The sequence below is a fragment of the Ruegeria sp. G10 genome (genome assembly GCF_056533645.1).
Genome location: NZ_JBQFOQ010000001.1, coordinates 139,737 through 152,376 on the forward strand (window position 1 = coordinate 139,737; position 12,640 = coordinate 152,376).

The 12,640-nt window shown below is 57.5% G+C and carries 13 protein-coding genes; 4 read left to right on the top strand and 9 right to left on the bottom strand.

Going from position 1 to position 12,640, the window contains the following annotated elements; translation table 11 throughout:
• Positions 1 to 142 precede the first annotated feature (142 nt).
• The 3 genes from ccmI to ACR0KM_RS00670 are packed head-to-tail and all read left to right on the top strand — an operon-like array spanning position 143 to position 2,075.
• Positions 143 to 1,363 carry a c-type cytochrome biogenesis protein CcmI gene (ccmI, locus tag ACR0KM_RS00660; RefSeq protein ID WP_480857211.1) on the top strand — a complete coding sequence of 407 codons (1,221 nt, stop codon included), beginning with the start codon at positions 143 to 145 and terminating at the stop codon, positions 1,361 to 1,363.
• On the top strand, positions 1,360 to 1,824 hold the full coding sequence (gene ruvX / locus ACR0KM_RS00665) for a Holliday junction resolvase RuvX (RefSeq protein WP_480819597.1): 465 nt from the start codon (positions 1,360 to 1,362) through the stop codon (positions 1,822 to 1,824). The genes ccmI and ruvX overlap by 4 nt, the downstream gene beginning before the upstream one ends.
• 17 nt (positions 1,825 to 1,841) lie before the next feature.
• Positions 1,842 to 2,075 carry a DUF1289 domain-containing protein gene (locus ACR0KM_RS00670; protein ID WP_480857209.1) on the top strand — a complete coding sequence of 78 codons (234 nt, stop codon included), beginning with the start codon at positions 1,842 to 1,844 and terminating at the stop codon, positions 2,073 to 2,075.
• Between the two features lie 495 nt (positions 2,076 to 2,570).
• Here the strand turns inward: ACR0KM_RS00670 and ACR0KM_RS00675 are convergent, their stop codons facing one another.
• The 9 genes from ACR0KM_RS00675 to ACR0KM_RS00715 all read right to left on the bottom strand — a co-directional run bounded on the left by ACR0KM_RS00675 (position 2,571) and on the right by ACR0KM_RS00715 (position 11,089).
• A complete protein-coding gene (locus ACR0KM_RS00675) occupies positions 2,571 to 3,299 on the bottom strand; it encodes a SpoIIAA family protein (protein ID WP_480819595.1) in 729 nt (242 codons plus the stop codon).
• 36 nt (positions 3,300 to 3,335) lie between these two features.
• Positions 3,336 to 4,121, bottom strand: coding sequence for a hypothetical protein (locus ACR0KM_RS00680; protein WP_480857207.1), 786 nt, complete (start codon positions 4,119 to 4,121; stop codon positions 3,336 to 3,338).
• Positions 4,115 to 4,939 (bottom strand): sulfite exporter TauE/SafE family protein, encoded by an 825-nt coding sequence (locus ACR0KM_RS00685; protein ID WP_480857206.1) that lies wholly within the window; start codon positions 4,937 to 4,939, stop codon positions 4,115 to 4,117. The genes ACR0KM_RS00680 and ACR0KM_RS00685 overlap by 7 nt, the downstream gene beginning before the upstream one ends.
• Positions 4,940 to 4,967: 28 nt before the next feature.
• The gene (gene dusA, locus ACR0KM_RS00690) at positions 4,968 to 5,975 is read right to left on the bottom strand and encodes a tRNA dihydrouridine(20/20a) synthase DusA (protein WP_480857204.1); all 1,008 of its coding nucleotides are present in this window, start codon (positions 5,973 to 5,975) and stop codon (positions 4,968 to 4,970) included.
• A gap of 488 nt (positions 5,976 to 6,463) precedes the next feature.
• Positions 6,464 to 7,213, bottom strand: a complete 750-nt coding sequence (locus ACR0KM_RS00695; protein WP_480857201.1) for a proteasome-type protease — start codon at positions 7,211 to 7,213, stop codon at positions 6,464 to 6,466.
• Positions 7,214 to 7,224: 11 nt separating this feature from the next.
• Positions 7,225 to 8,022, bottom strand: coding sequence for a transglutaminase family protein (locus ACR0KM_RS00700; RefSeq protein WP_480857199.1), 798 nt, complete (start codon positions 8,020 to 8,022; stop codon positions 7,225 to 7,227).
• 3 nt (positions 8,023 to 8,025) lie between these two features.
• The gene (locus ACR0KM_RS00705) at positions 8,026 to 8,967 is read right to left on the bottom strand and encodes an alpha-E domain-containing protein (protein WP_480819589.1); all 942 of its coding nucleotides are present in this window, start codon (positions 8,965 to 8,967) and stop codon (positions 8,026 to 8,028) included.
• 1 nt (position 8,968) lies between these two features.
• Positions 8,969 to 10,387 (bottom strand): circularly permuted type 2 ATP-grasp protein, encoded by a 1,419-nt coding sequence (locus tag ACR0KM_RS00710; RefSeq protein WP_480819588.1) that lies wholly within the window; start codon positions 10,385 to 10,387, stop codon positions 8,969 to 8,971.
• Positions 10,388 to 10,870: 483 nt separating this feature from the next.
• A complete protein-coding gene (locus ACR0KM_RS00715; RefSeq protein ID WP_480819587.1) occupies positions 10,871 to 11,089 on the bottom strand; it encodes a hypothetical protein in 219 nt (72 codons plus the stop codon).
• A 123-nt stretch (positions 11,090 to 11,212) separates the two neighbouring features.
• On the opposite strand from ACR0KM_RS00715, the gene ACR0KM_RS00720 reads away from it, so the two are divergent.
• Positions 11,213 to 12,601 carry a tetratricopeptide repeat protein gene (locus ACR0KM_RS00720; protein WP_480857197.1) on the top strand — a complete coding sequence of 463 codons (1,389 nt, stop codon included), beginning with the start codon at positions 11,213 to 11,215 and terminating at the stop codon, positions 12,599 to 12,601.
• Positions 12,602 to 12,640: the final 39 nt, after the last annotated feature.

Below are 12,640 nucleotides of genomic sequence, written 5' to 3' on the forward strand. Positions count from 1 at the left end.
ATATGCCGTGCCCTGACAGTTTACCCGCGCCGCGCAACGTCGCAATAATGCACTATTGCGACATGAGCGCCCCTCGCGGCCATTTGTCCCTTTTGTCTGCGGGCGCAGAGGTCTAAGTCAGGGCAACATCTTCGGAGACACCATGCCGTTCTGGGTTCTTATATTTCTCGTCGCCCTGCTGATTGCCGGATTTCTAGGTATGGCACTGTTGCGCAACCGTCGCAAAGAACAGCCGACCGCCGCCTATGACCTGAGGGTATATCGTGAGCAGCTGTCAGGGGTTGACCGGGACCTTGCGCGAGGCGTGATTGCCGAGGCTGATGCAGAACGCCTGCGAACCGAAATATCGCGGCGCATTCTTGCCGCAGATACGCATATGCGCGGCGAGGCAACCACCGCAGGGCCCTCGCGCACTGTGTCAGCTATTACCCTGATTTTACTGGCAGTCGTACTCGTTGGCGGTGCGCTTGCGATGTATCGTCAGATGGGGGCTGCGGGCTTCCCCGACATGCCGCTGTCGGCGCGTCTGGAACTGGCGGACGACCTGCGCACCAACCGCCCCTCTCAGCTTGAGGCTGAGGGCCTGGCGACGCCGGTACAGCCCCCGGCGCTGGAAGAAAGCTATGCCACTTTGCTCGGGCGCTTGCGTGAAACGGTGGCCGAGCGTCCTGATGATCTGCAGGGCCATATTCTGCTTGCACAGCACGAGACCAACGCCGGTAATTTCAAAGCGGGCTACGAAGCACAGTCGCGCGTCATCGAGCTATCGGGCACCAACGCCTCGGCCGAGGCGTTTTCAGATCTGGCCGAGATGATGATTCTGGCCGCGGGCGGCTATGTCTCTCCCGAGGCCGAGGCCGCTTTGCGACAAGCGCTTGAACGTAATCCAAGGCTGGGACCCGCCCGGTATTACTGGGGTCAGATGCTGGCGCAGACGGGGCGTCCCGATATGGCCTATCGCGTCTGGGTCGAAACACTGAACGACGCCCCGCCGGGCGCGCCGTGGGCCGAGGCGATCCGCGCCCAGATCGATGATCTTGCCTTCCGAGCCGGGGTGTTCAATGCCCCCGACTTCTCAGCCGCACCCGGCCCCAGCGCGGATGATGTGGATGCTGCCGCCTCGATGACACCGGAAGAGCGGCAAGAGATGATCCGCGGCATGGTCGACGGCCTTTCGGACAGGTTGGCAACTGAAGGTGGCACCCCGGAAGAATGGGCACGGTTGATCGCCGCTCTGGGTGTGCTGGGCGAGGGGCAACGCGCAATCGACATTCGCAACGAAGCGATGGAGGTGTTTGCAGGGGACCGTGAAGCGTTGCAGCTGATCGACGCCGCTGCGCTGCAGGCTGGCATCGCGCAATGATCCATGACGTCTTTGAAGAGTTCGCAGCGGCGCTGACCCCGATGTCCGCCCTGATGGGGCTGGATTTGGGTGAGAAGACCATCGGCGTCGCGGTCTCGGACCGGATGCGCGGTGTCGCCACCCCGCTTGAAACGGTGCGACGCAAGAAATTCACACTGGATTCCGCAAGGCTGATCGAGATCGTGACCGAGCGTGAGATCGGTGGCATCGTCCTAGGCCTGCCCCGCAACATGGATGGCAGCGAAGGCCCCCGCTGCCAGTCAACGCGCGCGTTTGCCCGCAATATGACTCGGCTCACAGATCTGCCCATCGGCTTCTGGGACGAACGCCTCAGCACCGTGGCCGCAGAAAAGGCGCTGCTTGAGGCGGATACGACACGAAAGCGTCGCGGACAGGTTATTGATCACGTCGCCGCCGGTTATATCTTGCAAGGAGCGCTGGATAGGTTGCGCTTTCTTTGACGGATCGGAAACCGCAGATGACAAACATGGTTTGGAAACGAAACGAGGTCGAAAGCCCTTGCGTCCAGATTTGCGTTGTCCACCCCACCGAGCGTATCTGCACCGGGTGCTATCGTACTATCGATGAAATCTCGCGCTGGTCCAAAATGGACAGCACTGAGCGCGCCGAGATCATGCAGGACCTGCCCGACCGAAAACCGCGCTTGGCCAAACGCCGCGGCGGACGCGCAGCACGGATGGCGCGCGACTGATCATCGGCGCGCCTCGGGATCGTGCCGTTGACGAGCCTTCAGGACAATTGGGGTCGCTGACAAGTCTCGCTGAAACAGGGCCCGAACTTCGGATTTCTGTATCTGCTTCGCGCCGTCGTTGGGGTGTGGATGATCCTGTGTCCGATCATGGCGCAACGGCGCAGGCCGAACAGGTCCATCGAACACCCGAGAGAATAACTTCTGAAAAATCATCCTTGTCCCCCACCGAGGCCAGAGCAAAACCAGCGTTTGCTTGCCTCGTAAGGCTAGCAGAAGGGTGCGCCGGCACGTCTGGGTTGTTAGCAGCAATGGGACGCATTTAGAGAAGCCCCTGGCCCGAATAAGGGGGAAAAACCTGCAAGACAGATCACAACCCAGACCGCGTTCGGGTTTCTGCGCGACAGTTCAATGATTTGCCGCTTTCACGCCACGAATCCGATGCGCATTCGTAACGCCGCGTCACGGGGCGCATGGGCTGTTTTGGGCTGGGCAGAGCTATCCGGCCGCAAGCCAGGATTTGGCCCTGTCGTAACTCTCGGCCGGGAAATACTCGGTTCGCGTACCCAGCACATGGCTCGCCATGCGTTGCGCCATCTTCTGCCAGTTTTTGTCCCCGACAATCGCCGCGCGGTCCAGCAGGCCGATATGCCCAGCCGCCAGACGGAAATGCGCACCCATCGCGGTCAGGCCCTGCCACCCGTCGAACTCGCGCAGATCGATGAGCAGCCGAAAACCCTCGCGATTTTGCAGCAGCGCATCCAGATCGGTCTGCGCCTGTTTATAATCCTCGGAATCGAGCTTGCCCATCAGGCTGATCTGGATGCACGGACCGCCCAGATCGGTGACATGGATCGCCCCCAAAGACTCGCGCATCCAGCGGCGGGCGGCCTCCAGTTCTTCCATCTCGAACACATGGACGGGACAAGGCAGGATCGGTGCCGCCAAACGCGCGCTTGTCTGAACCCACCCCTGGTCCGCGACCACGCCGATCCGGTCGAAACCACGCCAATGGCTGAGGCCCAGCTTTGTATCCGCCCACGCGGCCCCCAGATCATAGCCTTTGAACTCGGAACCCACGATGGCCAGAAGGCGCACCGCGTCATGTTCCTCCAACGCTGCCTCAATCGCAGGAACCAGCGTCGCCGCATAGTCGGCGCTGGTGACTTCACCCGACAGTTCTACTTCGATCAGTGCACCATCGGCATTTGTATGAACCGTAATCATCGAACCAATCCTCCAAAACCAAAGAATGGCAGGAGGTTACGGAGATTCGAGCCACTGCGCCACTCCGCCGGGCAATTCAGGGCGGAAATAGGCAATCATACGTCCATCCGGCCCCGCCTGCGCCTGTTCGGCGAAGGGTGCGACACCGTGCAGGCAATGACGGTGCAAGAGGTAAGCCTCTCCCGGTCGTGCGGGCAGTTCGATGCGCGGGCATGTCTCGAACACCTCGCGGCGGGCCGCCTGATAGATATCGGTGATATCGGCGCTGGCCAGTTGGTCGGGCGGGACGTCGCGCAGTGCCGCGCGAAACGCATCGCCAAGGATTTTGTGACTGCCGTCCCACAGAACCATCGGGGCGGCATCAGCGCTTGCTTCGGTCAGCGGGATACCCAATATCCACGCATGCGGCTCATCGACCTGCCGTCGCCGGTCAGGTCCCATCGGTTTCAGCCCATCCACATGCGCCGCATCCCGGCGGGCACGATAGCGCGCCGCCGCCTCACTCTCGCCGCGCCGTGGCTGCGGGTAGCCCGGATAAATCACCGAGACCTGCCCCTTGTGCAGATCGATCGCACCGAATTGCCGATGCGCCAGCGTAACCGCAGCTCCGGCCAAGACGGGCGATCCGGCCACCCTGCCTTGAGCGTCATTGTCCAGCGCATCAACCCCGATGAACCAGGTCCCATCGCAGTCCAGCCACTCGTCATGCGCAGGATCATTCACCGATGCCTGCGCCGCCGGCAAGGCGTGCGCCACCCATTCCGCCAAAACCGGATCAAACGGAAACTTGACCCACCCGCGTTCGTGCAACGCCTCTACCATCCCAGTGCCTTTCGCAGCATGTTCAACGCGACCAGAGTGAGAAAGACCGCGAATACCCGCTTTAGCGGTTTCGGGTCCATCGCATGGGCCAGCTTCACCCCCCAGGGCGCGGTGATCATGGTCATGGCCACCACAATGCCAAAGGCCACCAGATTGACCGCGCCGATCGTCAGCGGAGGACGATGCTCAGCCGCAATGTTCAGGAACAGAAAGCCAAATACAGAGGGCACCGCGATGATCACGCCAAACCCTGCCGCCGTGGCCACCGCGCGGTGAATGGGCGTGTTATAGAGGCTCATCAACGGCACCCCAAAGCTACCTCCGCCGATGCCCATCAACACGGACAGGAATCCAACCGAGGGTGACAGAGCGGCACGGTGCAGCCCTTTGGGCATCGCATCCCCCAGCCGCCATTCGGATTTGCCGAGGCCAAGGTAAAGGCCGATCACGATCCCCAGCACACCAAACAGCGCTTGCAGCAGTTCGGTGCGCAGTGCCGAGGCCACCAATACGCCGACCACGGCCCCTGCGGCTATACCCGGGCCCCAGCCGCGCAGGATATCCCAATCGACGGCGCCTTTCTTGTTATGGCTCAGAACCGAGCGGACAGACGTAACAATGATCGTCGCGAGTGACGTCGCCAGACAAAGCTGCATCAATTGCGGCCCACCATATCCAAGTGTCTGAAATGCGTAGAAGAACGCGGGCACAAGAACAATGCCGCCGCCCACGCCCAACAAACCGGCCAGCACGCCGGCCAACGCGCCGATCACAAGCAAAAGGCCCAACATCTGTGCCAGCAACATCGTCTCGGGCATCATCCCCCCAAACCGGCCCGAGGCCGTATCAAACCACCTGTTCCACCTGCGCCAACGCGGTGACAGAGTCCAGCGCCTGCAGGATCACATCCGGGCCAGCATTGTCGCGCACCGCACCCTCAGACAGCATCCGCCGCCAGCCGCGCGCGCCGGGGCGCCCGGCAAACAGGCCCAGCATGTGTCGGGTGATCTGGTGCAAGCGCCCGCCTTGGGCAAGATGCGCCTCGACATAGGGTAGCATTTTGTGCACCACGTCTATCGGGTCGGCGACCTCTCCGGTTCCGAAAATCAGTGGATCCGCAGCGGCCAGAATATCAGTGGGCTGATGATACGCTGCGCGCCCGATCATGACACCGTCCAGCCCCGCCTGCAGATGCTCTTGCGCCTGCGCAAGCGAAGTGATGCCGCCATTTATCGAGATATGCATTTCTGGAAAACACGCCTTCATCTGATGCACCAGATCATAATCCAGAGGCGGAATATCCCTGTTTTCCTTGGGGCTTAATCCCTGCAACCACGCCTTGCGCGCATGGATCGTGACACGCGTGCACCCCGCCGCGTGAATCTGGTCAAGGAAGGCGGGCAGAACCTCGGCGGGCTCCTGTTCGTCCACCCCGATGCGGCATTTCACGGTGACCTCGACATCCACCGCCTCGCGCATCGCCGCGACACAATCAGCGACCTTCTCAGGCGATCGCATGAGCACCGCCCCAAAAGTCCCCGACTGCACCCGATCCGAGGGGCAACCGCAGTTCAGATTGACCTCGTCATACCCTACCTCGGCCCCCAGTTTGGCCGCCTGTGCCAATTCCCGCGGGTCTGAGCCCCCCAACTGCAGCGCCACCGGATGTTCCTGTGGGCTAAAGTCCAACAGATGCAACGCCCCGCCACGCACCAGCGCCGGTGCTGTGACCATCTCGGTGTAAAGTAGGGTTTCCGAGCTAAGCAGACGGTGCAGATACCGGCAGTTCCTGTCGGTCCAATCCATCATAGGTGCCACGCTTAAACGCGCTGCTTTTTGTGCGTTATTTTTCATGGTGTTAACTTCATTCGCATCTGAATACCGTATACCACGACTTCATCCGATTTCCGGGGGTTTTCGATTCGAGCGTGCTACGGTGTAGCATATCCAGAGAATACAAACAGTGGCCCGAATACTGCTGGTTTCTGAGCTGGGCACACCCTGTCCCTTCTCTCCGTTACTCCACCGGAAAGAGGCCATCATTCCCTGGATATATTTGGGTAAGGCCAGTGGTCAAAGCGGTGCAAACAGGTCGGACACATGACTGTTTCTGAAGATTGGGCAAATCAAGTCAAAGATGTCTTGTTATGCGGGCCCAATGTTGGAGTTGGACAAACCTACCAATAGCAATTCGACCTTCGGTCATTCTTGTGTGGAAAGTCTGTCATACACGCGCCCTGATCACTTCGAACGGATGTTGATTGGCCCCCACCCCAATCCTGCCCATCGAAACCGCACAGCATTTGAGTCGCTTGCAAATCTCCGTCACACCTCAGCGGCAGTTAAAGGTCTTGTTCGCCTGCGCGGGAATACTCTGGAATTTTGGACAAAGCTGATTTTAGCGCATCGCCCCAGCCTTCTGAAACGGTGCGGAAGTATTCGTCATCCGCTTCGAACCGCGAGCGTTTTCCGGCCTTAAGGCTGTCTTCGTTGTAAAGCAGCAGGTCCAGCGGTGCCCCGACGGACAAATTGGCTTTGATCGTGGAATCGAAGCTAACGAGCAAGAGTTTAACGGCCTCAGGAAAGCTCATCTCGGGATCATAAGCGCGGACCAGGATTGGACGACCGTATTTTGTTTCTCCGATCTGAAAGAACGGAGTTTCATCTCCGGCTTCGATAAAGTTGCCTTCCGGATAGATCAGGAACAGGCGCGATGGTCCGCCTTTGATCTGTCCACCCAGCACCATTGTGGCGTGAAAGGCGCTGTCGGCTTGTTGGCCCGATTTCGCATGCTGTTCAATCACACTGTTCAGTGTTTCCGCCACCAATTGTGCAACCCGAAACATCGTAGGCGCTTCGAGGATCGATGGCGTGCGCTCTTCGGGCACCTCGGTACGTTCTTCAAGCAAGCTGATTGTCGCTTGGGTCGTCGCCAGGTTTCCGGCCGTCAGCAGAGTGATGGACCGCTCCCCCTCTACCGTCCAGTTGAACATCTTGTTGAAGGTCGAGACGTTATCGACGCCAGCGTTTGTGCGTGTGTCGGACATGAAAACAAGTCCGCGGCTTAGCCGCATGCCCACAGCATAGGTCATTGTCTTCTCCGTTATTGCTGTGCGATCTGCAACTGTACCGTCAATTGCTCATCCGCCGTTCCAACTCGGCTTCCTATTACCGGGGCAGCCTGTGTATAGTCCAGACCGGTTGCGACGCGAACGTAACGATCATCTGGGGAAATCCCGTTCGACACGTCAAAACCGACCCAACCGAGCCCCTCCAGATGCACCTCGGCCCAAGCGTGGGTTGCATCCTGAAGTTCGGTTTCATTCATCATCAGATAGCCGGAGACATAGCGGGCGGGCAGTCCGATCTTGCGCGCACAGGTGATGAAGATATGGGTATGATCCTGACATACTCCGCTGCCTGCCTCGATCGCATCTTCCGCGCTCCAATCGGGGTGCGAGCTCCCGATCTCATAGTTAACGCAGCCTCGGATTGCTTCAGACAAAGCGTGCATTTGGGCCAGGGGTTCATCATTCGGCAAGGACCAGACCAGTTCGTTGACACCCTTGCCCGGCTTTGTCTTTTCCGTGCTGCGTTTGAAAAGCCAAAGAGGAGTCGCGCCTTCATGGCGCCCCAATACACCATGCGTGTCTTCAACCTCGACCACGCCTTCCGAAATCAAGGAAACAGATTGGGTGTTCACATCAAAGCTGATCAGTTCCACCGTGTTGCGATGATAGTCCTCATAGCTCAGTTCCTTGCGACCACCATTAACCTTAGTCGTCCAGCTTTCGATGCGCTGGTTGCGAAAAGACTTGGGCGTTTTCCTCAACTGCTGAAGGCCAAAAGGAATTGGAGCATCGAAATCGTATCGGGTTTCATGTTTGATGCGCAGTTTCATGGGTTACTCATAGAACCGGTAGTCGATTTCGATCTGGTAGCTTAGCGCACTAAGATCGTTAAGAAAATCCTCGATATACTCGTGCAATCCATAGTCGAAAATATCTGATATCTGTCGGCCGAGATACTTGTCGGAAAGCTGATTGGATGCTTCGCATGAGGGGCCCGTGAATCCATAGTCTTTCTTGAGATAGGACAGGTTCTCCTGAATCTTCCTGCAACAGAAATGAAGGCTGCGGGGCATGCGCTGATCCAGGATCAGGAACTGAGCGATATCCGAAGGCGTGGTATTTTGCCCGTGGGTCATCAGGTATCCGCCACCGGCCCCCACCGAGCGCAGGATGCTCTCCCACTGGATATTGTCCAGCGACGACCCGACCGAAAACGCCGTGGGAAGCAAAACATAATACTTAACGTCCAGAATGCGCCCGGTATTGTCGGCACGTTCGATAAAATTTCCGATGCGCATGAAATCAAAGATGTCATTGCGCAGCATCGTGCCAAGGGTCGCGCCACGCACCAGGGCCGTCTGCTGGCGGATCAGCTCAAGCGTACCCGGCAGGTCTCGCTCATTCACGCGACGTTTCATTGCCGCGTCCACTTTCATCCAGGTGCCATTTACCGCACTCCAGACATCGTGGGTCAACGCCGTTCGCACGAGGCGCGCGTTATCTCTGGCCTGTTTGATGACCGATTTTATGGATGAGGGGTTTTCACCGTCCCTCAGCATCCAGTCCACGGCATTTTCTTTGGTTATCTCTTCATACTTGGCAAGAAACCCGTCCAGAACGCCCGCTGTTTTCAATACCGAAGCCCACTCCTCGACCGAGTTGTGGGTGCGCGTCAAAGCCATTCGTTGACCGGTTTCCAACAGTCTTGCTGTGTTTTCCGCGCGTTCCAGATACCGGGCCATCCAGAACAACCCGCCAGCCGTTTTTCCCAGCATGTCAGTCCTCCAGAACCCAGGTGTCTTTTGTCCCGCCGCCCTGGCTGGAATTCACAACCAGTGACCCTTTCTTGAGTGCTACGCGTGTTAACCCTCCCGGAGTGATTTTGATCCCTTCAGGCGAAACCAAAACAAACGGCCGCAGATCAACATGTCTTGGCGCCAGCCCGGATCTTGCGAAAATCGGCACCGTCGACAAAGAAAGCGTCGGTTGGGCAATGTAGTTCGAGGGCCGCGATTTCAGTTTGTCGCGGAACGCTGCGATTTCTTTCTTGCTGGCCGTGGGCCCGATCAGCATCCCATAACCGCCAGAGCCGTGCACTTCTTTCACGACAAGCTCTGACAGGGTGTCAAGCACATAGGCCAGAGAGTCCGGATCGCTGCACCTCCATGTCGGTACGTTCTGCAAAAGCGGCTTCTCACCCGTGTAGAACTCAACGATTTCGGGCATGTAGGAATAAATCGCCTTGTCGTCAGCAATCCCAGTACCCGGTGCATTGGCAATCGTGATTCCACCCGCGCGATACACGTCCATAATACCCGGCACACCCAAAGCACTCTCTGGGTTAAAGTTCAAAGGGTCCAGAAACTCGTCATCGACCCGCCGGTACAGAACATCGATCGGTTTGTAGCCTCGCGTTGTACGCATGCAGACGCGACCATCAACAACCCGCAGGTCATGCCCCTCGACCAATTCAACGGCCATCTGGTCTGCCAAAAAGGCATGCTCGTAATAGGCAGAGTTGTAGATGCCGGGTGTCAGCACGGCGACGGTTGGCTCTCCTTCAGCGCAGCTGGGCGCACAGGCGGCAAGCGATCGCCGCAAGTTTTTGGGGTAGTCCGATACATTCCGCACATTTGTCGCGCTGAACAACTCGGGGAACATCTTCAACATGGTTTCCCGGTTTTCAAGCATGTAACTGACGCCCGATGGCGTGCGCGCATTGTCCTCCAGAACATAGAATTCATCCGGCCCGGTCCGCACCAGATCGACGCCAACAATATGCGTGTAAACCTGACCGGGCGGCGCTACGCCGAGCATCTGTGGCAGGAACGCTTCGTTGCCAGCGATCATCTCGGCGGGAATCCGTCCTGCACGCACAATTTCCTGACGATGGTAAATGTCGTAGAGAAAGGCATTAATCGCCCTGACGCGCTGTTCGATACCGCGCTCCAGCCGCTGCCATTCCCGCCCGGAGATCACCCGTGGAACGATATCAAAGGGGATCAACCGTTCTTCCGCTTCTGCTTTGCCGTAAACGTTGAATGTGATCCCGGTCAGTCTGAAAACTTCTTCAGCTTCGCGCTGTTTGGCTCTCAGCCTTGAAGCGTCCTCTGCATTGAACCAGCGCCCGATTTCTTCGTAAGACCCTCGCAGAGATCCGTCAGCACTGAACATTTCGTCAAAATAGTCGCTCATGCGAGAAGTGTGACGGACATGCCTGCGGATTCAAGTGCTACGGGCTGGATCAGCCAACACCCCTCCGCAGAACGCCTATTTTTCAGGCGAAGTGATGTGCCGAATTTGAAAGGGCTATTGCAGCTGCGTTGGAAGCTCGCTTGCGAGGGCTTCTTTGGCGTTCAATGCCGCAGGGCAAGCGGTTCCAAGAAAGTCAGGAATTGGATGCAGACGCCCAAACCACGTTCCCGGACTAATCTTGCATCGCCAGGTCCTCACGCGGTGTTGGCACAGGTTGCTCCACTCTCTTATGAAACTTCAATGGCCGAGTCGGCTTCTTCGCAGACCTACGCGCATATCCAGCAACAGCTACCGGACGTATTTCACAACCTTTTCAAAAGCCCATAGCTTCCGTTCAAAAGGCCTAGGAACGCTGCGACGCACTTTGCCAAAACCGGACATTCATCTCCGCACTTGAAACGTACATCTCTCGCACATCACGGCTCACCGTATCTCGTTATGCAACCAATCGCGGATTTCGCGTTCCAATGCCTGCAGGCTCTCAATCGCAGGGGCGTGAATACGTGCGGTCGTCGGAATACGCGAACTTAGGTCTTCAAAGTCAGAGCAGAGTTCATCAAATGTCGGATTTTGCTGGCGCAACGCTGCGATTGCGTCGCGCTCATTCGGAAAACTGTCTTCGAACGGATCAGAGACTGGCATCTGGACTCACCGAGGTTTTGCCCGTGTAATAACCGCATTTCTTCCATATTTGTAAGGTAATTTACTGCGTGATACGGTGACACGATCCATGGGTTTGTTTGTTACAATGCGGGGCTTCGATCGTTGAAACACGACGCTGTTCAGAATAGCGACTCGAAGCTGGATAAAGACCAGATTGAGAATGCGCTCGACGCGGTTCTAACGAGCAAAGAGTTTTCCGGTGCCGATCGCCTGAAGGAATTTCTCCGGTACGTGGTGTCGGAAGATCTTGCTGGCCGGTCAAACCTGACACGCGCGAAAACCATCGCTATGGACATATACCACCGCAGTTCTGGCGAGACGGATGCAGAAAATCTGGTGCGCGTTGATGCCGGGCGATTGCGCCGGCGATTGGACGTTTACTACGCGGGGAGCGGAGACCAGGTTCCCATTCGGATCCACATTGATCGCGGCGGCTATGTCCCACGCTATGAAACGCGTGCAGAAGTAAAAACCGAGCACCACTTGGAAGGACCCAAAGATGAATCTGAGCGGTCGACACAAGCACTGAATTGGCGCGATGCCCCGCTTTGGATGCAATTGGTCGTGATCGTTTCATTGATTTCTTTGCTGGTTTCAGGCGGGCTTTTTTTGCGCGCTTACCAACTACAACAGACCCAGGCTGCAGTTTCGGATTTGACCAGTAAATCCGAAGAGGATCGCGGGGATATGCTTATTCGCCGGGAAATCCTTTTCAACGAAGCGCCTGAACGATTGCAGGCGTTGAACCTTGTGGAACAAGGTTTGAATATGCTTCTACCCGCGCCAGACCCTGTTCGAACTGAGGCGGGTATGATCCTGTTCCAACGTGCGGCAGCGCTTGACCCGTCTTACGCCGGTGCTCCGGCAGCGTCTGCTTTGGCATCTGGTATTAGGACCGCATTGACGCCAGCAGGTGAAAACCGGGATGCCTCGCTTGCGTTGACGAAGTCCCATGCTGACGCGGGACTGGAGCTTGATGCAACTGATCCGCTGAGCCTGACGGCGCGCGCGCTCTATGATTATTTGATGAATGACTATCCGTCCGCAAAAGCCCGTCTGGACCGTGCGCTGAAAGTCGATCCCGGCAACCCTCATGTCCGAGACTATTACACACTGATTGCACTTTTTGCCGGTGACTTCGATATGGTTTTTGCGGTGACCGGTTCGGCGGACGCACAAAGCGCTGAGCCTCATCGCCGGGGTGCGTCGCAAAACGCACTTGGTGTGGCCCTGTATCTAGGCGGCGATCCGGGCGCTGCAGTGAAAGTATTCGAAAGGGCCGCTGCGTTGGGTGACCCCATCAGCGTCATAAACCACGCAGTCCTGGCCGCTGCCTATCAGGCAGATGGGCAGTCGCAAAAAGCCAGGAATACGAAGGAACGTATGCAACGGGCTTGGCCAGATGCCAATCTCAGGCCGCTGCTCAATCAGCTTTTCTTTGACCCGGCTCATGTCGACGAGATATTTCGTAAATTCGACCAGATCAGCTAGGTTCGCCCCAATTTTCAAGATGAGTTCACGGTAAAACGC